The sequence below is a fragment of the Leucobacter faecis genome, assembly GCF_054456695.2.
In genome coordinates, this window is the sequence record NZ_JBTJER020000006.1 from 21,238 (window position 1) to 46,918 (window position 25,681).

General features: G+C 65.3%; 27 protein-coding genes. 13 read left to right on the forward strand and 14 right to left on the reverse strand.

Features of this window, described 5'->3' with window-relative positions; translation table 11 throughout:
- Positions 1 to 29 precede the first annotated feature (29 nt).
- Positions 30 to 758 carry a TrmH family RNA methyltransferase gene (locus tag ACXR2W_RS08100; RefSeq protein WP_458816005.1) on the forward strand — a complete coding sequence of 243 codons (729 nt, stop codon included), beginning with the start codon at positions 30 to 32 and terminating at the stop codon, positions 756 to 758.
- Positions 759 to 765: 7 nt separating this feature from the next.
- On the opposite strand, the gene ACXR2W_RS08105 is transcribed toward ACXR2W_RS08100, so the two are convergent.
- The 3 genes from ACXR2W_RS08105 to ACXR2W_RS08115 all read right to left on the reverse strand — a co-directional run bounded on the left by ACXR2W_RS08105 (position 766) and on the right by ACXR2W_RS08115 (position 2,821).
- Positions 766 to 1,368: a hypothetical protein gene (locus ACXR2W_RS08105; protein WP_458816007.1), complete on the reverse strand. Its 603-nt coding sequence runs from the start codon at positions 1,366 to 1,368 to the stop codon at positions 766 to 768.
- 154 nt (positions 1,369 to 1,522) lie between these two features.
- Positions 1,523 to 1,675 carry a hypothetical protein gene (locus ACXR2W_RS08110; protein ID WP_458814662.1) on the reverse strand — a complete coding sequence of 51 codons (153 nt, stop codon included), beginning with the start codon at positions 1,673 to 1,675 and terminating at the stop codon, positions 1,523 to 1,525.
- Between the two features lie 768 nt (positions 1,676 to 2,443).
- A complete protein-coding gene (locus ACXR2W_RS08115) occupies positions 2,444 to 2,821 on the reverse strand; it encodes a DUF6188 family protein (RefSeq protein WP_458814660.1) in 378 nt (125 codons plus the stop codon).
- 186 nt (positions 2,822 to 3,007) lie between these two features.
- On the opposite strand from ACXR2W_RS08115, the gene ACXR2W_RS08120 reads away from it, so the two are divergent.
- Together ACXR2W_RS08120 and ACXR2W_RS08125 are read left to right on the forward strand one after the other, a co-directional pair.
- Positions 3,008 to 3,331, forward strand: coding sequence for a hypothetical protein (locus ACXR2W_RS08120; RefSeq protein WP_458814658.1), 324 nt, complete (start codon positions 3,008 to 3,010; stop codon positions 3,329 to 3,331).
- Positions 3,332 to 3,463: 132 nt separating this feature from the next.
- The gene (locus tag ACXR2W_RS08125) at positions 3,464 to 3,667 is read left to right on the forward strand and encodes a hypothetical protein (protein WP_458814656.1); all 204 of its coding nucleotides are present in this window, start codon (positions 3,464 to 3,466) and stop codon (positions 3,665 to 3,667) included.
- Positions 3,668 to 3,906: 239 nt separating this feature from the next.
- Here the strand turns inward: ACXR2W_RS08125 and ACXR2W_RS08130 are convergent, their stop codons facing one another.
- Both ACXR2W_RS08130 and ACXR2W_RS08135 read right to left on the reverse strand, forming a co-directional pair.
- A complete protein-coding gene (locus ACXR2W_RS08130) occupies positions 3,907 to 4,782 on the reverse strand; it encodes an ABC transporter permease (protein WP_458814654.1) in 876 nt (291 codons plus the stop codon).
- Positions 4,779 to 5,792: an ABC transporter ATP-binding protein gene (locus tag ACXR2W_RS08135; protein ID WP_458814652.1), complete on the reverse strand. Its 1,014-nt coding sequence runs from the start codon at positions 5,790 to 5,792 to the stop codon at positions 4,779 to 4,781. Before ACXR2W_RS08135 ends, ACXR2W_RS08130 begins: the two co-directional genes overlap by 4 nt.
- A gap of 353 nt (positions 5,793 to 6,145) precedes the next feature.
- Here ACXR2W_RS08135 and ACXR2W_RS08140 point away from each other — a divergent pair, with 353 nt between their 5' ends.
- Positions 6,146 to 6,571 carry a hypothetical protein gene (locus ACXR2W_RS08140; protein WP_458814650.1) on the forward strand — a complete coding sequence of 142 codons (426 nt, stop codon included), beginning with the start codon at positions 6,146 to 6,148 and terminating at the stop codon, positions 6,569 to 6,571.
- Between the two features lie 179 nt (positions 6,572 to 6,750).
- Here ACXR2W_RS08140 and solA read toward each other — a convergent pair whose 3' ends face one another.
- From solA to ACXR2W_RS08165, 5 genes are all read right to left on the reverse strand, one after another.
- Complete coding sequence (gene solA / locus ACXR2W_RS08145) at positions 6,751 to 7,923, reverse strand: N-methyl-L-tryptophan oxidase (protein WP_458814648.1); 1,173 nt, start codon at positions 7,921 to 7,923, stop codon at positions 6,751 to 6,753.
- Positions 7,924 to 8,021: 98 nt separating this feature from the next.
- Positions 8,022 to 9,152, reverse strand: coding sequence for a tyramine oxidase subunit B (locus tag ACXR2W_RS08150; RefSeq protein WP_458814646.1), 1,131 nt, complete (start codon positions 9,150 to 9,152; stop codon positions 8,022 to 8,024).
- A 204-nt stretch (positions 9,153 to 9,356) separates the two neighbouring features.
- A complete protein-coding gene (locus ACXR2W_RS08155) occupies positions 9,357 to 9,896 on the reverse strand; it encodes a TetR/AcrR family transcriptional regulator (protein ID WP_458814644.1) in 540 nt (179 codons plus the stop codon).
- A gap of 70 nt (positions 9,897 to 9,966) precedes the next feature.
- Entirely contained in the window at positions 9,967 to 10,632 is a 666-nt protein-coding gene (locus ACXR2W_RS08160; RefSeq protein WP_458814642.1) for a potassium channel family protein, read from the reverse strand.
- Entirely contained in the window at positions 10,625 to 11,998 is a 1,374-nt protein-coding gene (locus ACXR2W_RS08165) for a TrkH family potassium uptake protein (protein ID WP_458814640.1), read from the reverse strand. Before ACXR2W_RS08165 ends, ACXR2W_RS08160 begins: the two co-directional genes overlap by 8 nt.
- Positions 11,999 to 12,275: 277 nt before the next feature.
- Between ACXR2W_RS08165 and ACXR2W_RS08170 the strand changes: the two genes are divergently transcribed.
- The 5 genes from ACXR2W_RS08170 to ACXR2W_RS08190 all read left to right on the forward strand — a co-directional run bounded on the left by ACXR2W_RS08170 (position 12,276) and on the right by ACXR2W_RS08190 (position 15,275).
- The gene (locus ACXR2W_RS08170) at positions 12,276 to 12,761 is read left to right on the forward strand and encodes an ArsR/SmtB family transcription factor (RefSeq protein WP_458814638.1); all 486 of its coding nucleotides are present in this window, start codon (positions 12,276 to 12,278) and stop codon (positions 12,759 to 12,761) included.
- Between the two features lie 131 nt (positions 12,762 to 12,892).
- Positions 12,893 to 12,991 carry a 30S ribosomal protein bS22 gene (locus tag ACXR2W_RS08175; RefSeq protein ID WP_005504750.1) on the forward strand — a complete coding sequence of 33 codons (99 nt, stop codon included), beginning with the start codon at positions 12,893 to 12,895 and terminating at the stop codon, positions 12,989 to 12,991.
- A gap of 88 nt (positions 12,992 to 13,079) precedes the next feature.
- Positions 13,080 to 13,370, forward strand: a complete 291-nt coding sequence (locus ACXR2W_RS08180) for a glutaredoxin family protein (protein ID WP_458814634.1) — start codon at positions 13,080 to 13,082, stop codon at positions 13,368 to 13,370.
- 75 nt (positions 13,371 to 13,445) lie between these two features.
- Positions 13,446 to 13,748 carry a Dabb family protein gene (locus ACXR2W_RS08185; protein WP_458814632.1) on the forward strand — a complete coding sequence of 101 codons (303 nt, stop codon included), beginning with the start codon at positions 13,446 to 13,448 and terminating at the stop codon, positions 13,746 to 13,748.
- A gap of 63 nt (positions 13,749 to 13,811) precedes the next feature.
- Positions 13,812 to 15,275, forward strand: a complete 1,464-nt coding sequence (locus tag ACXR2W_RS08190) for an amino acid permease (protein WP_458814666.1) — start codon at positions 13,812 to 13,814, stop codon at positions 15,273 to 15,275.
- Between the two features lie 94 nt (positions 15,276 to 15,369).
- Here ACXR2W_RS08190 and ACXR2W_RS08195 read toward each other — a convergent pair whose 3' ends face one another.
- Both ACXR2W_RS08195 and ACXR2W_RS08200 read right to left on the reverse strand, forming a co-directional pair.
- On the reverse strand, positions 15,370 to 16,719 hold the full coding sequence (locus tag ACXR2W_RS08195; RefSeq protein ID WP_458814630.1) for a flavin-containing monooxygenase: 1,350 nt from the start codon (positions 16,717 to 16,719) through the stop codon (positions 15,370 to 15,372).
- A gap of 243 nt (positions 16,720 to 16,962) precedes the next feature.
- Positions 16,963 to 17,874 (reverse strand): LysR family transcriptional regulator, encoded by a 912-nt coding sequence (locus ACXR2W_RS08200; protein WP_458814628.1) that lies wholly within the window; start codon positions 17,872 to 17,874, stop codon positions 16,963 to 16,965.
- Between the two features lie 134 nt (positions 17,875 to 18,008).
- Between ACXR2W_RS08200 and ACXR2W_RS08205 the strand changes: the two genes are divergently transcribed.
- From ACXR2W_RS08205 to ACXR2W_RS08220, 4 genes are read left to right on the forward strand one after another with little or no spacing between them, the layout of a single operon-like run.
- Positions 18,009 to 18,473 (forward strand): RidA family protein, encoded by a 465-nt coding sequence (locus ACXR2W_RS08205; protein ID WP_458814626.1) that lies wholly within the window; start codon positions 18,009 to 18,011, stop codon positions 18,471 to 18,473.
- Positions 18,470 to 19,147 carry a DUF1028 domain-containing protein gene (locus ACXR2W_RS08210; protein WP_458814624.1) on the forward strand — a complete coding sequence of 226 codons (678 nt, stop codon included), beginning with the start codon at positions 18,470 to 18,472 and terminating at the stop codon, positions 19,145 to 19,147. Before ACXR2W_RS08205 ends, ACXR2W_RS08210 begins: the two co-directional genes overlap by 4 nt.
- Positions 19,140 to 20,276 (forward strand): M20 family metallopeptidase, encoded by a 1,137-nt coding sequence (locus ACXR2W_RS08215; RefSeq protein ID WP_458814622.1) that lies wholly within the window; start codon positions 19,140 to 19,142, stop codon positions 20,274 to 20,276. Before ACXR2W_RS08210 ends, ACXR2W_RS08215 begins: the two co-directional genes overlap by 8 nt.
- Before the next feature lie 28 nt (positions 20,277 to 20,304).
- The gene (locus ACXR2W_RS08220; RefSeq protein ID WP_458814620.1) at positions 20,305 to 21,687 is read left to right on the forward strand and encodes an MFS transporter; all 1,383 of its coding nucleotides are present in this window, start codon (positions 20,305 to 20,307) and stop codon (positions 21,685 to 21,687) included.
- Between the two features lie 165 nt (positions 21,688 to 21,852).
- Here the strand turns inward: ACXR2W_RS08220 and ACXR2W_RS08225 are convergent, their stop codons facing one another.
- Entirely contained in the window at positions 21,853 to 22,560 is a 708-nt protein-coding gene (locus ACXR2W_RS08225; RefSeq protein WP_458814618.1) for an SDR family oxidoreductase, read from the reverse strand.
- Positions 22,553 to 25,660 carry an FAD/NAD(P)-binding protein gene (locus tag ACXR2W_RS08230; RefSeq protein WP_458814616.1) on the reverse strand — a complete coding sequence of 1,036 codons (3,108 nt, stop codon included), beginning with the start codon at positions 25,658 to 25,660 and terminating at the stop codon, positions 22,553 to 22,555. The genes ACXR2W_RS08225 and ACXR2W_RS08230 overlap by 8 nt, the downstream gene beginning before the upstream one ends.
- Positions 25,661 to 25,681: the final 21 nt, after the last annotated feature.

The following is a 25,681-nucleotide window of genomic DNA, read 5'->3' on the forward strand; positions in this document are numbered from 1 at the left end:
CAGGGCGCAGCACCTGGGAGAATAGGCGGGTGACTCACGCCGAAGATCCCACCACCCAGCAGTCCGCCGCCGCACCGCAGCCCGACCCCGCCGCCGGCGTAACCGGTGCGGCAAGCGCAGCTGGCGCGCACCCCGAGCGCAGCACCTGGGGCGTGGGCCCGTGGCCCGGCGGTGAAACCGAGTGGCCCACCGAGGAGTTTTACGACCGCGAGTTGCTCGCGCACGGCGACTCGCGCAACGTCATCGACCGCTACCGCTACTGGACGATGGACGCGATCATCGCCGACCTCGACGAGCAGCGACACAGCTTTCACGTGGCGATCGAGAACTGGCAGCACGACATGAACATCGGCTCGATCGTGCGCAGCGCCAACGCGTTTGCCGCCGACACCGTGCACATCGTCGGCCGCCGACGCTGGAACAAACGCGGCGCCATGGTCACCGACCGATACCAGCACGTCGAGCACCACACAGACGTCGAGGCGCTCGCCGCCTGGGCGCGCGAGGAGGGCGTGCCGATCATCGCGATCGACAACGTGCCCGGCTGCGTGCCCATGGAGATCTTTGACTGGCCTGAGCGCTGCGTGATGCTGTTTGGACAGGAGGGACCCGGGCTCACCGACGAAGCGATCGCGGCGGCCGAGGCGGTCGTCGAGATCACACAGTACGGTTCGACGCGTTCGATTAACGCGTCGGCCGCCGCCGCGGTGTCGATGTACAGCTGGGTGCAGCAGCACTCGACACTGCGGCCGCGGTAACGGCCAGCTACTCGACGTCGCCGCGCCAGCGCAGTGCCCAGCCCGCGGCGACTGCCACGGCGGCGAGCCCGGCCAGCACCGCGAACCCGGCCCAAATGCCGAGCGCGGCTGAATGCTCACCCGCGGCTGAGGGGTCGAGCGCGGCCATGTTGTTCATGACGCTGGCGCCCACGAACGCATCGGTGGCGGCGCCGGGCAGAAACTTGGCGACCTGCGCGCTCCACTCCCAAAACTGGGCGCCCATGCGGGCGACGGGCTCGATGAACTGCGTGAACACGAGCGCGAGCACGATCGCGAAGGCTTGATTCTTGACGAGCACGCCGACGCCAAACCCAAACACGGCCCACACGCCGATCGCGAGCACCACGCGCGCGAGCAGCGCCCAGGTTTCGCCGGTGCCGAGCATCGGGTCGGTGCCCGTCGCGCTAAACACGGGAAGCGCGGCGGCGAGGGCGCCCACGACGCCTGCGACACCGAGTCCGAGGCCGACAGCGAACACGGTGACGGCCTTGCTGGCGAGCACGATACCGCGGCGCGGCTCGAACAAGAACGCGAGCCCGAGGGTGTCATGCGGCGTGTTTGGTAGAGAGTTCTTTTTGCCGGGTTTCAAGCAATACAGGGACCGGGTTCATGACCCGGTAGGCGGACTCGAACTTAGCGGGCGCGACGTGACCGAGCTCTCCATGGAGGCGTCGTTCGTTGTACCGTGCGACGTGCTTATCCGGAGAACCCTCCGGCGCCAATTGCGCCTTCAAGACCGCGGTCTAATGCTCGAGCTTCGCTTTCGCCGTGGCCTGCTCTGCAGCCGCGGCATCGTTGATAGCGGCCTGAGCTTCAGCCCTGGCAGCACGAAACGCCCCCTTGTAGCGGAGCATCGCAGCCGCGGCCCGGTTAAACGCCACTGGAGCGACCGCCAAGTGCCCGTGCTCCTTCGGCGTGAAAGCACGCCAAGCCTCCCCGGCAGCTCCATGCCATCTGGGGAGCTGCATCACTTGCCAGGCCTGAGACACCTCCTGCGCTGGCGCTGCTCGTCGACCTGCAGAAGGAGGTCGACGATGCGGCCGTGATCCTCGCGACGGGCGAGGCCCTGCAGGAGCAGCTGCTCGAGGAATTCGGCTGGGACCGCGACCAGTGGGAGGAGCTCGTGCGCTACAAGGCGCGGCTCTTCTCGTAGCGGGGCGGTGAAAAGAGATAACCCCGAGGCGTGAGCCTCGGGGTCCGCTCAAAGGGACCGCACGCAGGAATACTGTGGCGATGGCCCTAGGCATCATATGTGCCGACACAGACAGAGCCTAAGCCCACCACGCCCCAAATGAGCTCACTTGAAGCTGTGACATCTGAAAGCTGACCGTAGCCCTGACTATCGGAGAAATAGCTTCGATGGCAAAAGCAAATCAGAGTTGTACTCGCTTGCGGACGCAGACAGGAGGGGGAGAACCTTCTCGTCCTCATGGGTATTGAAGAACTATCGCTTCAGGTTGTACTGGTTCAATTGAGCTTGAAGTCATTAACTGTCCCAGTCTTCATAGTGAGAACGTAGTGAATCTTCACGCCGATCACTTTCACACACGGCTTGACCCAAGCTTTCACTTTGAGACCCGGGGCGGTTCAGGTATCAATGACGGTAGCACCTTCCCCAGGTGTGATTGGTTCGAGCCTCGAGCGTTGAAGTTCTGTCTGCGGTTTCAGTCTTCGCCCTGCCAGATAGTCAGCCCACCACCCGCTGACACCACAGCCCTGAACCCGCTCTTGTCAACAAAGTTCCATGCCTCATAATCTGCGTGATAGGGAACCTCCAAACGTGCCCCATTGTCAAAGTCCAGCGCGAGATTGCCCTTCTCATCGACGAGAGCGCTAGTCACAGTGGCATGGAGCACAAAAGGCAGGATCCTTCCGACTTCCTTCGAGCTTTCAGGATCAAAGAAGGATCGCTCGTTGGCGGCAGACTCGAGAAGAGAAAACGCGGTCTCTATCTGCAGGTACCCGTCACGCTCAGTAAGTAATGAGACCGCATAGTCAAACGAGACCTGCTCTATTCTCTCACCCTCAATTTTGAGTTTCATTTACCCCATCCTTTCGGGACGTCATAAGTTCCATCCTCACGTATGGGGATGTGGGTCTCTGCCCTGCTTCCGGGCTTCCCGTTAATTGACAGGGGCTGATTATGCTTATCATCAGCAAACCCGGGTCTGTCCGACGGGCCGGAACCTCCGCCGAAGTTCCCCGCCGATGATCATCGGGGCGTCGTCGTGATCGAAGACATCGGCGGATTCGACGGCTCTGGGAACGAGCAAGCACTCGCCGGACTCCTCAAACTCCTGCGTCGCAGCGAGCACACCACGATCGTCGAGGGCGAGAACGCAACTCTTGGTACCGTCTGGGAACTCGCCGCTCCGCTCAGGGGCGCTCGTTGGGCGCTCGCGTTGCAACCAGACGCGAATGACGCCCCGACTTTATTCACGACACCGTTCACCCACGCCAAGCGTGCCGAGTTTCCTCCTGGGCGCGGATTCCTCGTCCGCAACGGCACCATCACGGGTATCCATATCGCCCTCCCCAGTAGCACTGCATAATCATCCACGGTCGGCACGGTGCAAGAACATCATGAAGAGGTCGGGAGCTCTCTGGACTACCCGGGGACACCGTGAAACGGTACAAGAACCAGACCTGGCCAACGGTGGAAATCAACGTGAAGCTCGGGCAAATTGGTGCGCGATGACCAGAGCCGCTTCAAACCGATCAGCATGCAAGAGGACGAAATGGCGTCTTTCGACGCGATCGTGCAGGATGACTCCGGCCTCGTCGAGCGTGGCGACGCGACGCGGGTGGTGGTCGGACCTTATGCAGGAGATCTGCATGCATCTCGGACGTTCTTTGATCCCCCGGATCAACAGCCTTTATTGCGATGACACTGTCGAATGGACGACTCATCTCCTAAAAGTCGTGCCTGGAGCAACGTCGACCCTTCAGCGGCGCTATACGCAACGGTACGAGTTCGTGAGCAATAGATGAACGGGTCTATTGAACGGAAGTACGGCCATGGCATTAGTAGGGCTCGTTCGGGTGGGCAGGACGGAGCAGGAGACGCGGCGGCAGCACGACGCGCTCGACCAGAGCTGCGGCCGCGGTAACGACCAACTCCAGGCGCCTACTCGACGTCGCCGCGCCAGCGCAGTGCCCAGCCCGCGGCGACTGCCACGGCGGCGAGCCCGGCCAGCACCGCGAACCCCGCCCAAATGCCGAGCGAGGCTGAATGCTCACCCGTGGCTGAGGGGTCGAGCGCGGCCATGTTGTTCATGACGCTGGCGCCCACGAACGCATCGGTGGCGGCGCCGGGCAGAAACTTGGCGACCTGCGCGCTCCACTCCCAAAACTGGGCGCCCATGCGGGCGACGGGCTCGATGAACTGCGTGAACACGAGCGCGAGCACGATCGCGAAGGCTTGGTTCTTGACGAGTACGCCGACGCCAAACCCAAACACGGCCCACACGCCGATCGCGAGCACGACGCGAGTAAGCAGTGCCCAGGTTTCGCCGGTGCCGAGCATCGGGTTGGTGCCCGTTGCGCTAAACACGGGAAGCGCGGCGGCGAGGGCGCCCACGACGCCTGCGACGCCGAGCCCGAGGCCGACGACGAACACGGTGACGGTCTTGCTGGCGAGCACGAATCCGCGGCGCGGCTCGAACAAGAACGCGAGCCCGAGGGTGCGATGGCGTAGCTCTCCCGTCACCGCGAGCGCGCCAAACAAGAGCGGTACGACGTAGCCGAACGTCGACACCGACGAGTAGACGAGATTGGCGAGTGTCTGCGGGGGGAGTGCGGCGCCCGGGGCCGCTGCGGCTCCTGCGGCAGCGGCTTCAGCGGCTCCAGCGGCAGCCGCCTCGGGCATCGCGTTAAACATAAACACGAAGACGGCGGCCATCATGGCCGAGTACGCGGCAATGACGAGCGAGAGGATCCACCACAGTTTCGTTGCACGCACCTTGCGCAGTTCGGCCGACAGGCTGCGAGCGAAGCGGGTCATGATGCGGCTCCTTCGGTGAGCTCAAGGAAGCTCTGTTCAAGCCCCGACTCGGGGGTGCTCAAATGCGCGAGCGGCACCCCGGCCGCGAACGCGATCTCGCCGACCTGCTGAGGCGCGAGGCCTGCCACGCTGAGCGGATCGCGCTGCGTTGACGGTGCTGGCTGCGGTGTCTCTGCTGGCTGCGGTGCGTGCGCGCCCGGCAGAAGCTGCTCGGGGGCGGGCGATGATCCGGAGCCTAGTGCGTGTGCGCCGTGACCCGCGGTGTCGGTGACGGTCCCGCCCGCCTCGGCGAGGGCCGCAGCGAGCTTCGCGCGGCCCTCGCGCGTGGCCGCGTCGACGAGCACGGTGCGCGTGCCCCGCTGCAGATCGGCGAGCGGGCCCGCGAAGGCGAGCTGGCCGCTCCGGATCACGACGACGTCGTCGACCGTGTGCTGTGCCTCGCTCAGCAGGTGCGACGACAGGAGTACGGTCTTGCCCTGGCCGGCGAGGTGGCGCAGAAAGAGTCTGATCCAGCGGATGCCCTCGGGGTCGAGGCCGTTGACGGGCTCGTCGAGCACGAGCACGTCGGGGTCGCCGAGCAGCGCCGTGCCGAGGGCGAGGCGCTGGCGCATGCCGAGGGAATAGCCGCCGGTCTTACGCTCGGCCGCGTGGCTGAGGCCGACCAGGTCGAGCACCTCGTCGACGCGGGCTTGTTGCGCCCCGATGGCGCGGCGTGCAATGTCGAGGTGGGCGCGGCCGGTATGAGCGGGGTGAAAGTTGGCCTCGAGTGAGGCGCCGACAGTGAGGGCCGGGCGTTCGAGCTCGGCGTAGCGCTTGCCGCCGATGGTGGCGGTGCCCGAGTCGGGGCGGGCGAGCCCGAGCAGCATGCTGAGGGTCGTGGTTTTGCCTGAACCGTTGGGCCCGAGAAACCCGGTGACGCGGCCGGGGTGCGCGGTGAAGCTCAGGTTTTGCACGGCGTGAACCGTGCCGAACGATTTGGTGAGGCCTGAGACCTCGATGGTGTGGGGCATGACGCCTCTCCTGGTTTTATAGTTGTATTAGAACTATAACAAACAGGCTTCGCGATCTGTCAAGGTGGGTTGTTGGTGACGGAATTGGTTCGGGATACTGCAGATGCGACAGTCTGTACGCTTATGGCGGCTCGTAAGCGAACAAACTGTCGCTTCTAGTGCTGGTTGTGTAGAAGTAGAGCAGCTTCCCGGCGCAGCGCGCATGGCGATAGTGTGTGCGTGTGAAGCTACGACGACTGAAAGTCTGCCTCGGTGTTGGCGTCGCGGTTGGTCTGTCCGCGTTAAGTGCTGGGTGTGCGCCGAACTCGCAGGAGTTTGACGCTCAAGCTCACGAACAGTGGGTGCGCGCGGCCATGGACGAGCTGCCTGAAGCGATTGAGAGTGAGCTCGACGCGCTGCAACTCGAGTCGTTGGGAGCATTTGCGGGGCGTGGTAATAACCCGCAGCCCGAAGCGAGTTGGTTTACTGGTGGCTGGCGTGGCGGCACTGGTGCGGAAGAAGCCGCCGGGGTCGACGAACCGACGACCGGCACATTTACGGGATACCGCGATGGGCAGATCTATGGCGTCTTTGGAGTGTGCGCGGGGGCCGAGGGTACGGTTCGGGTGAGTGTCGCCGGTACTGGGAGCTATCTGCTGGAGTGCACTCCCGGTGGCGAGAACTACCGGGTGCAACCGATCGTTGAACACCAAACACTTGCGGGTACGTCGCTCGAGCTTCGAGTGGAGGGTGAACCCGCGGGTGCGGTGTGGAGCCTCGGCATCGCCGACCAGGGTTGAGTGGTGTTGTGTGGTGCGGGGCGCTAGCCACACCGAGCCCGACTAGGCACTCGCGGCAGCCGTCTGCGACGCTCAAGCAAAATATGCGCGAGAAGTTCCGCTTATGAGTGGAGCTAAAGCGGAACTTCTCGCGCCTATTTTTGTGCACGGGGCCGGGGCCGGGAGCCAGGGGCTAGTAGCTAGTGGCCGCCGCCCGTGTACGGGCCGAGCACTGCGAGGCGCTCCATGTGCGACTTCAGCGCGAAGCGGGGGTCGACGGTCGTGTCTTCGCCCGCGACCAGCTGCGCTGCCCACTCGCCCAGCTGCGGCACAAACTTGAAGCCGTGACCCGAGAGTCCCGCAATCGTTACGATGCGGCCCGAGTCGGTGCGATCGACGACGGGCAGGCGGTCTGGCGTGTACGCGCAGTGGTGCACGCTCTCGCGCACGGGCTCGGGGTTGATGCCATCGAACAGCTCGGCGGCGCGCTGCCCGATACGGATCAGCTGCTCACGCGTGTGGTGCTTGGGCACCTCTGAGACGTCGCGGTAGACGGGCCAGTCGGGGTTCGTGCACGCCTTAAACGCGTAGCCGTCGAAGCTCGGCGCACCAAAGAAGTGCACCGACCCCACGTCGCGCAGAAATACGGGAAACCGCTCGGGTACGAACAGTTCGGGGCGCTCGGGCATAAACCACGTGAGTCCGAGTACCTGCAGGCGCAGCAGCTCGTCGAGCTCGGGCGAGAGCCTGGACGACCATGATCCGGAGGCGACAACGACCCGCTGGGCCAGCCAAGCGCCCTGCGTCGTACGCACGACGACACCGTTCGGGCGCTCTTCAACATCGATTACCGAGGTGTTAAAGAACAGCTGGGCGCCATTCGCCTCGGCCACGCCCAGTGCGCTCATGATGGCGACCTCGGGGCGCAGGCCGCCGCCGTGCGCGTCGAGCAGCGCGACGTCGCCGTCGTTGATGCGGTGCTGCGGGTACTCGCGGCGCAGTTCGGCCGCGTCGAGCAGGCGGTGCTTCAGATCGAACTCGCGCACCGTGCCGAGTGCGGTCTCGAAGTCAGGAAAGCCCTCGGGTGCGATCGACAGGCAGCCGACCTCGGTGTAAATGTTGCGGCCCGAGTCGGCCTCGAGCTCGCGCCACAGCGAGCGCGAGCGCTGAATCATCGGCACATACGTGCCGCCCTCGTGCACGGCCGTGCGAAACACGCGCGATTCGCCGGCGTATGAGGCGTGTGAATTGACGCGGCCGTACTGCTCAATGCCGACGACGCTTAAGCCCTCGCGCTTGCTCAGCTGCCACAGCGCCATCGCGCCGACGCTGCCCGCGCCGATGACGAGAACATCGGTTTTCTGGTAATCCATGATGGTTCGCTTTCAAATTGATGGTGTGGATCCTGCGAGTCGCTGCGCTCCGCAGGATGACGGGTGGGGCCCACTGGGGCGCGGGCGCAGGGCGGGCGCTAGGCGAGCGCCGGCGTCTCCCACAGGTTGAGCGACGTACCGATGCCGAGCTTCACGGCGTTGCGGTACACGTGGGTCGCCCAGGCGACGTCTTCGACGGGCATGCCACCCACCGAGAAGATGAACACCTCGTCGTCGTTCTGGCGCCCGACGGCCGAGCCGCCGATGATCTCACCCAGGTCGCCGAACTCTTCGCGCGTCATGCGGCCGTCGTTCACGCGGTCGACGAGGTGCATGCCCCAGATACCCACGGTCTCGTGCACGGGAGAAGGGATCTCTTCGGCCCACGCCTCGTAGATCTTGCGCGCGTCTGCCACGTGGCGGGCGCGCTGCGTGAGCGACTCCTCGAGCGCGAGGTGTGCCGAGCAGCAGATGAACGCGCCGGGCTTGACCCACTCGTCGGCCACGTAGGGGTAGTTTTCTGACCCCATCTTGCTGGGCACCGCGATGCTCACGATGTCTGAGTCGCGCACCGCCTGCTCCATGCCATCGACCTGCTCGATCGTGTTGATCTGCGGAAACTTCTCGCGCGCCCACGCGATAAACGTGTCGATGCCGCCCTGGCTGCGGCCCGCCACCTTCACGTGGTTGATCGCGGGGCGCACCGCCATGAACGCCTCGAGCGAGGTGCGGTTCATGGGGCCGGGGCCCACGATGCCCACGACCTTCGCGTCTTCGCGGGCAAGGAACCGGGCTCCCACGCCAGGAATCGCGCCGGTGCGGTACGCGCTCAGCAGGTTTGCTGACATGAGCGCGAGCGGGGCGCCCGTGTCTTTGTCGTTGAGCGTGAACATGAGAATCGAGCGGGGCAGCCCGCGCTGCTTGTTCTCGACGTTCGAGCCGTACCATTTGCAGCCGGTCACCTGGTAGTCGCCGCCGAGATAGGCGGGCATCGCCATGAACCGGCGGTCGGGCCCGTCGACGGGCATGCCGGGGTGCGTCTCGGTCTCGGGGAAGTACACCTGCGCACCGTGTGCGTTGTTCTCGGGGCCGGCCATGCGGTAGTCGCCGCGGGCAAACAGGTCGAGCACGTCGGTCATCGCGTCGACGCACGCGGGCATGTCGGTGACCCCGGCTCGAATCATGTCGGGCTCGTTGAGGTACAGAAAATCGATCTTGGTGTCTGGCACGGCTGCGTGTCCCTTCGGTGGTCACCCGGCTGCTGTGCCGGGTGCGGGGCAACAACGCCCCGCGAGTAGCGCCAGCCTAAAACTATCCAAATGGATAGTCAAGTTCGCGCGCCAATTTGCGCGCCAATTTGCGTGCTCATCTGCGTGCTCATCTGCGCGCTCATCTGCGTGCTATTTTCGCGCCGGATCGCCTCCCGGTGCGGACTACGCGGGGATGGCCTGTCTCACGAGCGTGCGCACGTGCTCGAGCGCGGGCGAGGCATCACCGGGTGCCACAAGCTGCTTAAACACGATGCCGTCGAGCGTAAACCAGATGAGGTCTGCGAGCGGGGCATCGTGCACCCCGAGCCTCGCCAGCTGCGCGACGATCGCGTCGCGGTACGCGGTGTAGTGGCGCGTGGCGAGCTCGTGCAGTTCGGGCCGCCTGCGCGCCTCGAGTAGCAGTTCGTACTGAAACGACTGGATCTCGCTCTCGCGTTCTGCGAGCGAATCGATGCCCGCCGCGAAGTCGTCGACGCTGGTGACGGCCTCGACCATGTTTGAGCCCGCGAGGCTCTCGCCGATCGCAAACTCCATGGCCTCGGCGATGAGCTGGTCGCGCGTACCAAAGTGGTGACGCACGAGCCCGTGCGAGACACCCGCCTCCGCCGCGACGGCTCGGTATGTGAGCGCGCGCAAGCCACCACCTGCTACCACCACGATGGTGGCGCGAAGAAGCGCCTGGCGCCCCGCTGCATCAGTCATGCCTCGAGCGTAGCGCTTCGGTGCTCACCAGGCGCCCACCAGCAAACCGCCAGTCGCCCACCAGCAGGCGCTAGCCGATCGCCGCGAACCGCTCGACGTCGGCGGCAGTGCCGCTCACGATGATGAGATCGCGCGGCGACACGACGGTGTCTTGGGTCGCGTGTGTAAACGGCTGGCCGGGTGTTTTCACCCCCACCACAGTAATGCGGTAGCGGGTGCGCACCCCGCTCTCGGTGAGCGAGCGGCCTCGAATCGAGCGCGGCGGGTACATCTTCGCGATCACGTAATTGTCGTCAAACTGAATGAAGTCGAGCATGCTGCCGCTGAGCAGGTGGGCGACGCGCTCGCCTGCCTCGCGCTCGGGGTAGATCACGTGATTTACGCCGATACGCTCGAGGATCTTGCCGTGCGACAGTGAAATCGCTTTCGCCCAGATCTGCGGCACCCCGAGGTCGACCAGGTTCGCGGCGATGAGCACGCTCGACTCGATTGAAGCGCCCGTCGCGACGACTGCGATCTGAAAGTCATCGGCGCCGATCTGTCGCAGCGCCTCCATCGAGCGCGCGTCGGCCTGCACCGCGTGGGTGACGCGGTCGGCCCACTTCTGTACGAGGCCCGCGTCGGTGTCGACGACGAGCACCTCACGGTCTTGACGGTCAAGCTGGCCCGCGGTGGCGGCGCCAAAGCGGCCGAGGCCGATCACAATTACCGGTGCATCACTGCGAATGTCAACCAACGATCGGCCTTTCTTCGGGGAGGGTAAACAGCCTTGAACGGCTGGTAGCGGCAACGGCCGCGGCCAGGGTGACGGTGCCCACGCGGCCAGCCCACATGGTGGCCGCGAGCACATACTTGCCCGCATCGGGCAGCTCGCCAGACAGTCCAGTCGACAGCCCGCACGTGCCAAAGGCAGAGATCACTTCAAACAGCACCACGTCGAGAGATCTGCCGGTCATCTGCATGAGTACGACCGTAGAGATGAGAACGATTGTGGCGCCCCAGATGAGCACCGATACCGAAACACGCAGCACCTCGTTGGGGATCCGGCGGTCAAAGACCTGCATGTCTTTGTAGCCGCGAGCCTCGGCGTAGGCCGCGAGAAACAGCACCGCGATGGTCGTCACTTTGATGCCGCCCGCGGTCGAGGCAGAGCCGCCGCCCACAAACATGAGCATGTCCATGACCAGCATGGTCGACCCGTTCATGTCGAGCGGGTCGACAATGCCAAGCCCACCAGAGCGGGTCATCACCGACATGTAGGCCGAGCTGAACATGGTTTGGCCGAGGCCCTCGTTGCCGAAAGTGGCGGGGTTGTTCCATTCGAGGCCCGCGATGACGAGCCAGCCAAACACCACAAAGATGAGCGTGGTCGTGAGGGTTAGCTTGGTGTGCAACCCGAGGCGTTTGTGCGCGCGCCAGCCGCCGCCCACCACGTATCGGTACAGCGCAAAGATGACGGGAAACCCGATCGCACCGAGAAACACGCCGATGCCCAACACGCTGAGCATGTACATATCGGTCGCGAACATGTCGAGGCCGCCCTTGAGCGGCACGAAACCCGTGTTCGTGAAGGCCGAGGCAGCGAGGTAGAAACCGTTCCACAGCGCGTGCCAGAAATCGTAGCCTGCGGCCATGAGCCGCGGCGTTATGAGTAGGGTCAGCGCCAGTTCGATGACAACCAAGCTCGTGGCGACGGCAGCGAGCAGCCCGCCAATGTCGCCGAGCCCCACAGCCTGGCTCTCTGACACGTCGCGCCCCATGCGCATCGGGTTCGTGTCGCCCGCCGCCATGAGGCGCTGCCGCAGCCCCAACCGCCTGGTCACGGTGAGGCCCAGGATGCTCGCGAGTGTGAGCACGCCGATGCCACCGATCTGCAGGCCCGCCAGGATGACTATTTCGCCAAACAGCGACCAGTGCAACGCCATGTCGACCGTTGAGAGCCCGGTCACACAGATCGCCGAGACGGCCGTGAACAGGGCGTCGGCGAGCGGGGTGATATTGCCGTCGCGGCTGGCGAACGGGAGTGAAAGCAGAGCCGTCCACAGCAGAATGAGAGCGGTAAACACGAGCAGGGCGAAACGCGCCGGCGATGAGTGGATCATGGCGCTGACCCACGCCTTGGGAGCGAGTGCGACAGAGCCGCGATGGCTCAATCTGAGTGCCCTCACTGCAACTTCTTTCTGCGCGCGTGACGTGCGAGACATCGGGGTGTTAGTGGGCGCATACTGCCGCGCCCAGAGGTTTCATCGTACACACGGTGGCGCTCAGTGTGAAGCGGGGCGCCGGGGCGCCGGGGCGCCGGGGCCACGCGGGCGGTGGCCCCGGCTGCGCCCCAGGCCGTCGCCCTGCAAGTCAGGGCGAGTCGACTACGCTTAGGGTATGCCAGACATTTTTGGAGTCATCGCCGACCAGACGCGGCGCGACATCCTGCAGGCGCTGCTTGAGCGACACCGCACCGATGCCGAGATGAGCGTGTCTGAAATCGTGGCGCAGCTCGAGATCAGCCAACCCACCGTTTCGAAACACCTCAAAGTATTGCGCGAAGCCGAGCTCGTAACCGTGCGTGAAGACGGCCAACACCGCCTCTACTCACTCAACATCGAGCCGCTCGAAATGGTTGAGGACTTTGTGATCCCGTTTCTTACCGCCGGGTTTGATACCGAGGTGACAGTCGAATACCTCTCAGAGTCGGGCGAGCGGCTCGAAGGCCCGGGTAACGTCGATTCGTTTCAAGAGTTTGACGAAGACGGCGACCCATTGCTGCCCGAAGAAGCCTTTGCTGCGGCCGAACGCATGGGGCGCGCGGCCGCTCGCGCCGAGAGCCGTGTAAAGGAACTGGTTGCGCGTTTCAAGCTGCGCGGCTAAGTTTTCGAGCCGATTGGCAACGTTTTTGCGGCGAGTTCGCTTGTGAATTCGCGCTGGGGGTTGGCGATCAGGTACGATAAGTGTTTTGTGGGCCCCGAATCCGACGGCCCTTTAGACGTTGTGAGGTGACCGTGGGTTCAGTAATTAAGAAGCGCCGTAAGCGTATGTCCAAGAAGAAGCATCGCAAGCTGCTTCGTAAGACGCGTCACCAGCGTCGCAACAAGAAGTAGTCGAGGCGCGTAACGCGCAATCGATGGTGGGCGTCGAGTCTTTGGACTCGGCGCCTTTTGCTTTGTTCGCCGCGTAGACTTAAGGCTCGTGAGTACAGTTCAGATCACCCTCATTGGCAAACCCGGCTGCCACCTGTGTGACGACGCACGTGCAGTGATCGAGACGGTGCGTGACGAACTGGCAGCGCGCAACGTAGTGACGACACTCACTGAGCTGAACATCCTGAACGACCCGTCGCTCGCGCGCAAGCACTCCGAGCACATTCCGGTCGTGCTCATCGGCGCACGCCGCCACGCGATCTTGCGCGTGGACCAGGCAAAACTCACCGCCGCCATCGAGAAGGCCGCGGGGCGGCCGTCGTGGCTGCGTCGGTCGTAACTCGCCACGCTATCGATACTCCCACCTCGAGTCTCGACCTCGTGTCCCGGCTTCGAGCCCACCGAAAGGACCACCATGACCCTGCGTCACATTGTCAACTGGAAGCTCAGCGGCGACACCCGTGAGGCGCGCGACGCCCAGGCCGCCGAGATCATCACGGCGCTTACGCCGCTCGCTGAGCTGGTGCCCAGCGTGCGCGCGCTCTCGGTGCACCGCAACGAGCTGTTCGACGGCGACAACTGGGACGTTACGCTCATTTGTGACTTCGACGACGCGGCTGGCCTCGCCGCCTACGCTTCCCATCCGGATCATGTCGCAGCCGGTGCGATCATCAAGGGGCACGCGATCGGCCGCGTCGCCACCGACTTCACGCTGTAGCGCATGAGCGAGACGGGGGAGCAGCGCGCGGCAGCCGGGGGCGTGCCGCAACCAGGGGAGCCGATGGCGCAGCCGCGATCAGAGCAACCGCAGCTGAAGCGCAGCCTGCAGGCGCGGCACTTGCAGATGATCGCCATCGGCGGAGCGATCGGCACGGGGCTGTTTCTCGCCTCGGGCGGCACGATCGCGCAGGCCGGGCCCGGCGGCGCGCTCGTCGCGTACGCGGTGATCGGCATCATGGTGCTGTTCGTGATGCAGTCGCTCGGCGAAATGGCGACGCACCTGCCCGTCTCGGGGTCGTTTCAGACCTACGCCACCCGCTATGTGAGCCCCTCGTTTGGGTTTGCGACGGGGTGGAACTACTGGTTCAACTGGGCGATCACCCTCGCCGCCGAGCTGGTGGCGGCCGGCGTGATCATGTCGTACTGGTGGCCGAGCGTGCCCGGTTGGGTGTGGGCGGCGATCTTCCTCGCCGTACTCACCGGGCTCAACGCCATGTCAGCGCGCGCGTTTGGCGAGGGCGAGTTCTGGTTCGCCGCCATCAAAGTGGCGACCGTGCTCGTATTTCTCGTGCTCGGCGTACTCATGATCCTGGGTGTCATGGGCGGCAAAAGCCCGGGGTTCTCAAACTGGACCACCGGTGACGCGCCGTTTGCGGGCGGCTGGCTGTCGATCGTGTCGGTGTTCATGATCGCCGGGTTTTCGTTTCAGGGCACCGAGCTCGTGGGCGTCGCCGCCGGCGAGAGCGAGAACCCGCGCAAGAACATGCCGCGTGCGATTCGCACGATCTTTTGGCGCATCATGCTGTTCTATATCGCGGCGATCGCCATCATCGGGTTTCTGCTGCCCTACACCGACCCGAGCCTCATTGCGTCGGTCGACGGGGGGAGCGTCGCGGCATCACCCTTCACAATGGTGTTTGAACGCGCGGGCATCGGTGTCGCTGCGGGGCTCATGAACGCGGTGATTCTCACGGCGGTACTGTCTGCCGGCAACTCGGGGCTCTACGCGTCGACCCGTATGCTGCAGGCGCTCGCTGTCGAAGGCAAAGCGCCGCGTGTATTCGCCAGGCTCAACGAGCGCGGAGTGCCCGTCATGGCGCTGGCCGCCACCGCCGCGATCGGCATGTTCGCGTTCGTGTCAAGCATCGTCGGCGATGGCGCGGCCTACGTGTGGCTGCTCAACGTTTCGGGGCTGTCGGGCTTCATCGTGTGGGTCGGCATCTCGTGGTCCCACTTCAGGTTTCGCAGGGCGTGGCTCAAACAGGGCCACTCGTTGAAGGAGCTGCCGTATGTGGCGCCGCTGTTTCCGCTCGGTCCGCTGCTCGCGCTGATCGTTATCATCGTGGTCATACTCGGCCAAAACACGCAGGCTGTGATCGACGGCCGCGTACTCGAGGTGGTCTCCTCGTACATCGGCCTGCCCGTGTTCTTGCTGGTGTGGGCGATTCACCGCATCGTGGTGGGCCGCCGCGCAGGCCTTGTGCCGTTGCGTGATGTCGACGTGCGCGGCCTCGACGCAGAATGACGAGGGAAAGGCGCGCCCCCACCCCGTCATTCTGCGTGAGCTTGCGAATCGCAGAATCCAGTAGGGCTGCTAGGAATCGCTGCGACCTCGCCCGCTACGCGCTCGCGAGCGCGGGGCTCGGCGCGTGGGACTGCTTGGGCGCTCGGCTGGGTTCTGTGCTTCGCTCCGGATCGCGGGCGGGGTACGCGTTGCCCTGATAGTCCAGGTAACCGAGCTGAATGTCGATCTGATCGGCGAGGTATTTGGCGTCGTGCCACACGCCCCAAATAAAGCTTGAGCCGCGGCGCGACTGCCAGGGCAGCCCCAAGAAGTAGATACCCGCCTCGCTCGACACCCCGCGCTGCTGCTTCGGTTTGCCGCCCTCGTCGAACGCGTCGACTTTGAGCCAGCTGTAGTCGGTGCGAAACCCGGTTGCCCACACGATCGAGGTGATGCCCGCTTCGGCGAGGTCGACCTCGAGCACGGGGTTGACAACGCACGCTGGATCCGGCCCCAGCACGTGCGCCTCGGGCTCCTCAGGCAGATCGAGGCCGTTGCGCGCGATGAACTCGTCGGCCTCGCGCAAGATCGACAGGTAGTTCTCGTCGCCGCGGCGAATGTTCGTGGCGAGATCGGTGCCAAACGTAACGACACCGTTGGCGTACGCATTTGCGCGCCCGACGAGCGTAATGCCGTTCGTAGCGAGATCGCGAAAGTCGATCGTGCGGCCGCCATCGGCGCCGCTCACCGCGATCGTGACATGCTCGGCGCCCTGCGGGGGCGCGGCGGCCTCCCACTTGCCGAGCACGCCGAGCCACCACACAAAACCGCGGTCGCGGTAGCGCTGCGGCGGGCGGTCGTGGGGGCCGACGGCGAGGTGCACCTCGCGGCCCGACTGCCGCAGCTCGTTGGCGATCTGCACGCCAGAGGATCCGGCGCCCACGACGAGCACGCCACCCGCGGGCAGCTGACCCGGGTTCTTGTACTGACTCGAGTGGATCTGGTGCACGCCCTCGCTCGCGGGCACGAGCGGTGGGATCGCGGGGTTTTGAAACGCGCCGGTCGCGGCAACGACGTAACGGGCGTGAATCGTGCCCGCGGTCGTTTCGGCGATGTAACCCGAGCCGCCCTCGTTCTTGGTGACGCTCAGCACCTCGACACCGCAGCGAATGGGGGCGTCGATCTTGGCAGCGTACGCCTCGAAGTAGGCCGCGACCTGCTCTTTCGTGGCAAAGGCGTCGGGGTCGACGTCTGCGAACTCGAGACCGGGAAACCGGTCGTGCCAGGCAGGCCCGTTCGCGACGAGCGAGTCCCAACGTTCTGAACGCCAGCGCTCGGCAATGCGGCTGCGCTCGAGCACAATGTGGGCGATGCCCCGCTCACCGAGGTGCTCACTCATGGCGACACCGGCCTGGCCCGCGCCGACGACGAGGACTTCGGTGACCTCGATCTCTTGGCTCGACATACTTCGTTCTCCGCTCGAAATAGCTTGAACCCGGTGGGACCGGGCAAACATCGCTGTTTGCGCTGCACAGTGTGTTGCTGTGTGGTCCGCAGCGGGAGCGCATCGTGCGGGCTCCCCGGGTAGTTACAGCAAACATGAACGGGAGCGACGAGGCCAATACAGCTTCGCGGTGTACTGCATCGATTTTTGTGATGAAGTGGCTGGAGCGTATCGGCAAATCACATGACGAGGTAGGGTGCGTGGTTACGCGCCCGCCACGATATTGCGCACCGCCGCGGCGACCGCGTCGGCGCGGGCCGAGCGCTCCACCTGCGCGAGGGTCGAAGCCGTCACACCCAGGCTGGGCACCTGGTCGCTGATCTCGACGATCGCGGTGCGGTTGCCCGAGTACGTCTGGTTGATCTGCGGCCGCTGGTTGAGAATGGAGAACCCGAGCCCCGTGGCGACGAGCGACCGCACGGTCTCGTAGCTCGACGTGCGGTACTTGATGTTGGGGGTAATGCCGTGCTGGCGCAGCATGCCTAGAAAGTAATCGTTGCTATCGGGTAGATCGAGCAGCACAAACGGGTCGCCTGAAAGCTCTGCGAGTGCGAGCTCGGTGCGCGCGGCGAGTGGGTGATCAGCGGGCAAAATCACGTGGGGGCGCACGTGCCCGAGTACCTGGTGCGTTATCCCCTCGGCGCTCGTGAGGTTGTACATGATCGCGATCTCGGCGCGGCCCCCGCGCAGCGCAGCCAGACACTCCTCGTAGTCGCCCTCGAGAATATCGACGGTGAGCTCGGGGTGTTCACGCTGCAGCGCCCCCAGTAGCTGCGGCTGCATGAACGGGGCGAGCGTGTTGAAGCAGGCGATAGTGATCGAACCGCGCACCTGATCTTGGTCGGCGCGAATGTCTTCGATCGCGTCGGTGAGCAGGCCAAAGATGCGGTGCGTGTCGCGCAGCAGGCTCTCGCCGGCCTTCGTAAGTATGAGCCCTTTCGAGTGCTGTCTGATGAAGAGGGCGGCGCCGAGCGACTTCTCGAGGTGCGAGATTGCCGTCGACACGGCCGACTGGGCGACGTGCAGATTGAGGCTGGCCGCGGTCATGTTGAGCGTTTTCGCGCACTCGGCGAAGTAGCCCAGCTGGGTGAGGGTAATGGCGAAGCGTTGCGTCATTGCGAGCGTCCTTACGGTCAATCTGATTTACTGATGACCTGTTTATGTTTTGACTATTTTACAGATACTTACGTACCCCGAACAATAGTCGTGACGCGCAATTAGCGCAGCATCCACTCGACGAGGAGAACCACGTGGCTGAGCCGACGCATCTGCGGTTGAGAATGTTCAACACCAAAGAAACGTACCCCGAGCAGAACCTCGACAACGACCTCTGCCAGGCCGTCGTAGCAAACGGCGTCGTCTACCTGCGCGGCCAGATCGGGCAAGACCTCGAGACCCGCGAGTCGGTGGGCATCGGTGACGTGACCGCGCAAACCGAGCAAGCGATGGCCAACATCAAGATGCTGCTCGAAGAGGCCGGCAGCAAGCTTGCTGACATCGTCAAAGTGACGATCTACATCATCGACCCGCGCTACCGCGAAGACGTGTACCGCACCGTCGGCAAGTGGCTCAAGGGCGTCTACCCGGTCTCGACCGGCATCGTCGTGCAGGCGCTCGCACGCCCCGAGTGGCTTGTCGAGATCGACGCCACCGCAGTGATCAGCGAAGCGCCCGCCGACGCGCACAGCGACGCGCACAGCGAGGTGACGAAGTGACCTTCTCACTCATTCTGCGCGACCCCGCCACCGGCGAATTTGGGGCGGCCATCTCGTCATCATCACCCGCGGTCGCCGCCCGCTGCCTCAACCTCGCCGACGGCGTCGGCGCCGCCAACTCACAGAACGTGACTGACCCGAGGCTCGGGCCCAAGCTCATCAATGAGCTTCGATCCGGATCGAGCGCAGCAGAAGCGCTCGCCGCCGTGGTCAGTGCGGCAGACCCCGAGACGATTGATTACCGGCAGCTGCTCGTGCTCGACAATGAGGGCCGCGCGGCGGTGCACTCGGGCGGGCGTGCGCTGGGTATCTTCGGGTCGTCCGTGCGCGAGAACGCCGTCGCCGCGGGTAACATGCTCGCGAGCCTCGACGTGCTCGACGCGCTCGTCGACACCGCGCTCGCGACCGGCGGCCGCATCGAGGAGCGGCTGTACGCCGCGATGCAGGCCGCGATGGCCGCGGGCGGCGAAGAGGGCCCGGTGCACTCCGCCGGTCTCGCGGTCGTGAGCGACGCCGGTTGGCGCGTCACCGACCTGCGCGTCGACTGGCACGAAGCACCGATTGACGAGCTGGGCCGTGTACTCGCCGAGTGGCTGCCACAGCGCGACGACTACGTGAACCGCGGCCTCAACCCGGTCGTAGCGCCATCGTACGGGGTGCCGGGCGATGAGTAGCGAGCTGAAGGCGCGCGTGCGCGAGCGGTGCTCGGCCGTGGATGCTGAGTTGGTTGCGCTATCGAACCAGCTGCACGCAGACCCCGAGCTGGGGTGGCAAGAGCACCGCTCGTCGGTCGCCGTCGCCGCGGTGCTCGCGGCACACGGATTCGAGATTGAGCAGCCCTACCTTGGGCTCGAAACCGCGTTTCGTGCGCGGTTTGGGGCGGGCGAATTCACGGTCGGGTTTATGGCCGAGTACGACGCGCTGCCCGGCCTCGGCCACGCCTGCGGGCACAACCTGATCTCGGCGATGTCGGTGGGCGGCGCCCTCGCGCTCGCCGCGGTTGCCTCCGACCTGGGCGTCAGCGTTGAGGTCATCGGCACCCCCGCCGAAGAGGGTGGCGGCGGCAAGATTGAGCTGCTCGAGCGCGGTGCGTTTCAGAACCTCGACTTCGCGCTGATGGCGCACCCCGCCCCCGTCGACGTGGCCGAGGCCCGGCCGTTTGCCGTGGCGCATTGGCACGTACAGTTCGACGGCAAGGCAGCGCACGCTGCCGCCTACCCCGAGCGGGGTGTCAACGCGAACGACGCGTTCTTGATCGCGCAACTCGCCATATCGCTCTTGCGGCAGCAACTGCCCGCATCGGTGCGAGTGCACGGCGTGCAGACCCGCGGGGGCGAAGCCCCCAACGCGATCCCCGAGCGCACTGAGGGCCGCTGGTACGTGCGCGCCGACACGATGGAGCAGCTGCTCGAGCTTGAAGAGCGCGTGCTCAAGTGCTTCGAAGCGGGCGCGCTCGCGACGGGCGCGAAGCTCACGGTGACTCCGGAAAGTGCGCGATACGCCGAGATGCGCACCGACGAGGCCGCCCTCGACTTTTACCGCGCCAACGCGGTCGCACTCGGCCGCGACTTCAACGTCAGCCCCGAAGCGGCGACCATGAACCGCGCGTCGACGGACATGGGCAACGTGTCCCAGGTTGTCAACGCCATTCACCCCTACATCGGGGTCGGCGGCACCGCCAGCAACCACCAGCTGGAATTCGCCGCCGCCTGCGTGGGCGACACCGCCGAGCAAACCCTGCGCGATGGCGCGCTGGCGCTCGCGTGGACCGCCCTCGACGTCGCGCTCGCGCGCCGCGTCTAGATCACTGAAGGTACGAAGGAGTACATCAATGTCCAACTCGCAACCCATGCGCGAGCTCTCAGAGCTCGTCGATAAGAAGAGTCTGCGCAAGAGCGTTGTCGCAGGCTCCATCGGTGTGTTTGTGCACTGGTTCGACTGGGCGGTGTATGCCTACCTGGCGGGCACCATTGCAGTCGTGTTCTTCCCCGAGTCGAATAGCACGACGGGTCTGCTGGCCGCGTTTGCCGTGTTCGCGGTGTCGTTTCTGGTACGGCCTATTGGCGCGATCATTTTTGGCAGGCTCGGTGACCGACTGGGGCGCAAGCAGACGCTCTCAGTTGTGATCCTGGCGATGGCGATCTCGACGCTGGTGCTCGGACTGCTGCCGGGTTATGACACGATCGGATTGGTCGCCCCGATCCTGCTCATCGCGACGCGCGTTGTGCAGGGGCTCGCCGCGGGCGGCGAGTTTGGCAGCGCAGCCGCGTTCTTGGGCGAATTCTCGCCGGCGAAGCGTCGCGGCTTTGGGGTGAGCTGGCTCGAGTTCGGTAGCTTGCTCGGGTTCTTGGCGGCCTCGTTCGTGGTGTTCCTGCTGAACGTTGCCTTCGACCACGCGCAGATCGTTGAGTGGGCCTGGCGTATTCCGTTCTTGATTACGGTGCCGCTCGGATTCATTGGCCTCTACATTCGACGCAAGATCGAAGACACCCCAGAGTTTGAGCAGCTGAAGCAGCTCGAGACGGTCTCTCACGCTCCCGTACGTGAGGTGTTCAAGCGCAACAAACGCGAGTTCATTCAGACCTGCGGCATGGAAATCTTCATGAACGTGACCTTCTACGTCGTGCTGGTCTACCTGCTCACGTATCAAGAGGTCTACATTGGCTTTGACGCTGGCCGGGCCGCGCTGCTGTCAACGATGGCATCTGCGCTGGGTCTCATTGTTGTGCCGCTCGCTGGCATGGCCTCGGACCGATTTGGGCGCAAACCCGTGTTGATGACGGCGGCGATTGCACAGACGCTCCTCTCGGTGCCGCTGTTCTTGCTCATGGGCCAGGGCGGTGAAGTCGCGGCGTTCGCATCCACTCTCGGTTTGGCGCTCATTCTTGCGATCATCCTGGGCACTCACGCGGCGACCGTGGTAGAGCTCTTCCCTACACGCACCAGGCAGACGGGGCTTTCGATCGCGTATGCGCTCACCGCCGCGCTCTTTGCGGGCACCTCGCCCTACATCCTCACGTGGCTCCTTGAGATTACGAACAACATGTTGGTGCCCGGTTACTTCCTCACCGCGGTGGGGGTCATCGGCATCATCACCGTCGTTTCGATTCCCGAGACGCGCGGCACCTCGCTCATCAAGCCGCAAGATCTTGAGACCGCGACGGTGCAGTTGCCGGTCGAGCTGCTGGAGCCGAGCGCGGGCGACCGAAACTAGTCGTGGAGGGCCGCCGCGCAGGCCTTGTGCCGTTGCGTGATGTCGACGTGCGCGGCCTCGACGCCTAACTGCCCAGGCTCGCCCCTCAACTGACAAATACTTGGCGCTTGTTGTGGTTTCTTGCCTAAGAAACCACAACAAGCGCCAAGTATTCGCGTGTGCAGGCTACAACCTCGCGATCTCGCGGCGCGGGCGCACCACCACGTCGGTGATCTGCACGTCGGCCGGCGCGTCAACGACGTAGCGCACCGCGGCCGCCACCGACTCTGGCCGTATGTAGAGCTCGGGCCGGTACGCCGCCTCGCCGACCATGCTGCGCAGCATTGCCGTGTCGGTCTGGCCCGGCGCGACGGTCGCCACGCGCACGAAGTGCGGCTCTTCGTCGATGCGCAGCACGTCGGCCACGGCCTTGAGCGCGTGCTTGCTCGCACAGTACAGCGCGCTTCCCGGCACGGGGCGCGTGCTCGCCCCCGATCCGATGAACACGACCGCACCCCGCGACGCGCGCACGAGCGGCAGCACCGCCCGCGTCAAGAGCGCCGGAGCGGTCACATTCACCGCCAGAATCTGCTGCCACGCTGACTCGTCAGCATCGGCGACGCTCACGTTGTTGCCGATCGCGGCCGCGTGCACGAGCACGTCGAGCCGATCGAGCGTCGCCACGTGCGCCGCCACAGCCGCGGAATCGGTCAGCTCGAGCTCCCAGCCGGTCGCCCCGTCGCCCGCCTCAGCGACGGCCGCCGCGAGCCGCGCAGCGTCTCGGCCCACCAAAATCACGCGGTGGGTACGGCCCAGGTCGCGCGCGATCTCGCGCCCCATACCGCCCGAGGCTCCGGTGACGAGCGCGACCGGCCGCTCTGATTCGTTACGCATGCAAAACTCCTTCTCGAGGCGCTGCCAGCGGCAGCATGGCGCGTGAGTGACGTGCGATCCGGATCGCGCTTCGCGCCACCCGATCAGTCTCTCGCAAAAGTGGTGGGTCGGTACCCGGCATGGGGCTAATCACGGTGTCGTGCAGGGTCTGGTCGGCCGGAATCCCCGCGACGTGCACCGCGGCGTCGAGGGTGCCGTCGGTGTGCACGATGCGCCCCGACGCGGGGTCGACGTCGAAGCCGCCCGTCGACACACTCTGCGGGGCTTTGCTGTCGACATTGGCACTGGCATGAGCACTGGGATCGACGTTGGCATCGAGGTTGGGGCGGGTGCCGTCGCCGGCGCTGGCCTCGGCACGGGCAGCGCGAGATTTCACGTGAAACGACCGGGCGCGGCCCGCGCGCAGTAGTCCCAGGGCGACGGGGTCGGCCGACTGATCGAGCGAGTGAAAGTGCATCCACGCATCGACAAGGGCGGTCGCTTCGACGCGTGACCCGGCCACGAGCGGCGACTCGGCGGTGAAGTGTGCGGTTGTCACGCGTGTGGCGGGGGAGCCGTTCTCGCCCGTCACCGTGCCTGCAATTGTGCCTGCAATCGTGCCTGCACCCGCGGCTCCGAGAATTGTCTCGGTAGCGACTTCAACGGTGGCCGCGGGGCCGATGAACCGAACAAGTCCCGCGGCGCTGAGTGCGAGCAGCTGCCGGTTGCGAAACGCGGGTGGGCCCGAGCCGACCATGCCGCCGATCTCAAACAACAGCTTGAACCCCGAGACACGTGACTCGGCGTCGAATCCGCCGAGCGAACCGATGCGGCTCGCGACCGCCCGGGCCGCGCTGATCGACCATAGCCCGGCCTTCACGGGGCTGTCGACGCCCAGCTCAGCTTCGTGCAGGTCGTGCGCGACGCGGGCGCGCACCCACGCGTCAAACTCGCCGGGTGACGCAAACTGCTCGTGCACGGGCGCCGCTTCACCCGCGAGATCAAACCGCAGCGCCTCGTCGGCAATAAACGGCTCGACCACCCGCGCCATGTGCTCGATCGTGTCGAGCAGCGATGCAGTGGCAGTGCTTGCACCGGCACCGGCACCGGCAGTGGCAGTGGCAGCGGCAGGGGCCGTGGCAGCGCCTGCGTCAGCACCAGCATTGCTGCGGTCCACTCCGTCCCCTCCGTTTGCGCTGCGCTCTCCGCTGTGCTCGTCGCCGAGCTCGCCGCTGTGCTCGTCGCTGCGCTCGCCGCTGCGCTCGCCGCTGCGCTCGTCGCCGAGCTCGGCCTCCCGCGCAAGCACCGCTCGCTCGAGCGCGGTTTCGAGTGCAGTAAGCGCGCCCGCCTGACCGATGGCTGCCGCACCGAGCGCGTTACGAGCGGGCGCGGCCTGCCGCGAAGATTGCGGCGAGACGCCGGAGGCCTGCGCGAGCACGGCCTCGAGACTGCGTGGTGCAGCGACGGAGCCCGGGCGCACGCGTTCGAGTGTGGTGGCGTGGTCGAGAAAGGCGTCTGCGACAATGCGCGGCCACAGCCTGCGGTCAAAGTTGATGGGGCGCGGTTCGTAGGCCCAGTCCACGCCGCGCAAGAATCGCTGCGAAGGCCTGGGTGGCAGGCCGCCGTACAGCGACTTTGAACGAAACGGAACACCGCGGCGCGACGTCACGTGTACGACGGGCTCGGCGCCGCTCGCCATGTAGCGCAGGCCGCCCGGGGCACCAGCGTCGTCGACAAACCGACCGCCACGGCCAAGCGTTAAGAGCGAGAGCGTGTCAAAAAAGCTCATGCCGAGCCCCCGCATAATGACGGATTGGCCCGCAGGGATGGCCGAGAGATCCTGCTCGATCGGGCTCGCCGGCCGCACCCAGATCGGGGCTGAAGGGCGGGCGGTTAGGCCCATACCGGAGGTGGGTGCAGTACCTACGGTGGGGGTGCCGCTGGCAGCGGAAGCACCGCCTGCGTCGGGCTCACTGTTTGCGGAGGGCTCGCTTTCTGCAGTCTGCGCACCCATCTGATCTGACAGCGCTCGCTCAGCCCGCGTCTCGGCCACGGGCAGCCAACCGGTCGAGAGAATCACCGCGTCGGCGACCACGGTGGAGCCGTCGTCAAGCGTCAGCCGCTCACGTTCCGTCGAAAATCCGTCGCAAGAGGCACCGACATCACCGACATCACCGTGGTCGTTGAGGGCACCGTGGTCACTGAGGTCACTGAGGTCACTGAGGTCACTGAGGTCACTGAGATCACTGAGATCACCGAGGTCACTGAGATCACTGAGCTCACCGAGGGTGCCGATGCCGCTGAGGTCGCCAATGCCACCCGTATAACTGGTGACGCGTGCAACGTCGGTAACGCGGGCCCGGTGTCTGATCACCCGCACCCACGCGGGTAGGAGCGCGAGGGCGCGGTCGAAGCACCACGCGAGGTATTCGCCGTAGAGCGCCCGGCTCGGGTGCGACTCGGGCCGCATGTCGGCGAGCTCTTCGGCGTAGTCCTCGGCGACCCCGGCGCGCACTGGATGCGCTAGAAATTCGTCAACGTGCGTGACGGGAGTCCCCGTAAGCACCGAGCCAGAAAAATATGCGCGGGTTTTTCCGCTTATGGGACGGTCTAAAGCGGAAAAGCCCGCGCATATTTTGGAGGTGGCGGAAGTGGCGGAAGTGGCGGAAGTGGCGGAGTGGTTAGGGGTGGCCGAAAGGTTGGGGGCGGCCGACGAAATGGCGGCGGCCCCGGCCGCGCCAACCGCGCCAACCGCGCCCACAGCGCCCGCCGCCCCGGCCGCGCCGACCTCACGCACGAGCGCCGCCCACTCGTACAGCGTCGGCCCCTCGCGCACCGGCCCCGTGATCGTCGCGCCCGGCTCGGTGAACAACGTAACCGCGTGGGCGAGCGTGTTCATGCACAGGTCGCGGGGCTGATCGGTGCGCCAAATGCGGCCGGGGCCGTGCGGGGCATCGTCGATGACATGAATGTGAAGCCCGGCGGCGAAGCCGCGATCCGGACCCTGGTCGATCGAATCAGCAGAAAGATGCGCGCCGATGCGCTCTAACAGGGACGTGCCACGGGGGCCAGCGCCCACGACCGCGATCGACGGGGTGGGCGATACATGTTGCTCGTTCATGGCGTTGTGTTACACCGTCGC

Bases quoted from the DNA above. Each gene is read 5' to 3' on its own strand.
- ACXR2W_RS08115 (WP_458814660.1), bottom strand. From the start codon at position 2,821: ATGAAACTCAAAATTGAGGGTGAGAGAATAGAGCAGGTCTCGTTTGAC.
- ACXR2W_RS08130 (WP_458814654.1), bottom strand. From the start codon at position 4,782: ATGACCCGCTTCGCTCGCAGCCTGTCGGCCGAACTGCGCAAGGTGCGT.
- ACXR2W_RS08135 (WP_458814652.1), bottom strand. From the start codon at position 5,792: ATGCCCCACACCATCGAGGTCTCAGGCCTCACCAAATCGTTCGGCACG.
- ACXR2W_RS08140 (WP_458814650.1), top strand. From the start codon at position 6,146: ATGGACGAGCTGCCTGAAGCGATTGAGAGTGAGCTCGACGCGCTGCAA.
- solA (WP_458814648.1), bottom strand. From the start codon at position 7,923: ATGGATTACCAGAAAACCGATGTTCTCGTCATCGGCGCGGGCAGCGTC.
- ACXR2W_RS08155 (WP_458814644.1), bottom strand. From the start codon at position 9,896: ATGACTGATGCAGCGGGGCGCCAGGCGCTTCTTCGCGCCACCATCGTG.
- ACXR2W_RS08165 (WP_458814640.1), bottom strand. From the start codon at position 11,998: ATGATCCACTCATCGCCGGCGCGTTTCGCCCTGCTCGTGTTTACCGCT.
- ACXR2W_RS08170 (WP_458814638.1), top strand. From the start codon at position 12,276: ATGCCAGACATTTTTGGAGTCATCGCCGACCAGACGCGGCGCGACATC.
- ACXR2W_RS08185 (WP_458814632.1), top strand. From the start codon at position 13,446: ATGACCCTGCGTCACATTGTCAACTGGAAGCTCAGCGGCGACACCCGT.
- ACXR2W_RS08190 (WP_458814666.1), top strand. From the start codon at position 13,812: ATGGCGCAGCCGCGATCAGAGCAACCGCAGCTGAAGCGCAGCCTGCAG.
- ACXR2W_RS08195 (WP_458814630.1), bottom strand. From the start codon at position 16,719: ATGTCGAGCCAAGAGATCGAGGTCACCGAAGTCCTCGTCGTCGGCGCG.
- ACXR2W_RS08200 (WP_458814628.1), bottom strand. From the start codon at position 17,874: ATGACGCAACGCTTCGCCATTACCCTCACCCAGCTGGGCTACTTCGCC.
- ACXR2W_RS08215 (WP_458814622.1), top strand. From the start codon at position 19,140: ATGAGTAGCGAGCTGAAGGCGCGCGTGCGCGAGCGGTGCTCGGCCGTG.
- ACXR2W_RS08220 (WP_458814620.1), top strand. From the start codon at position 20,305: ATGTCCAACTCGCAACCCATGCGCGAGCTCTCAGAGCTCGTCGATAAG.
- ACXR2W_RS08225 (WP_458814618.1), bottom strand. From the start codon at position 22,560: ATGCGTAACGAATCAGAGCGGCCGGTCGCGCTCGTCACCGGAGCCTCG.
- ACXR2W_RS08230 (WP_458814616.1), bottom strand. From the start codon at position 25,660: ATGAACGAGCAACATGTATCGCCCACCCCGTCGATCGCGGTCGTGGGC.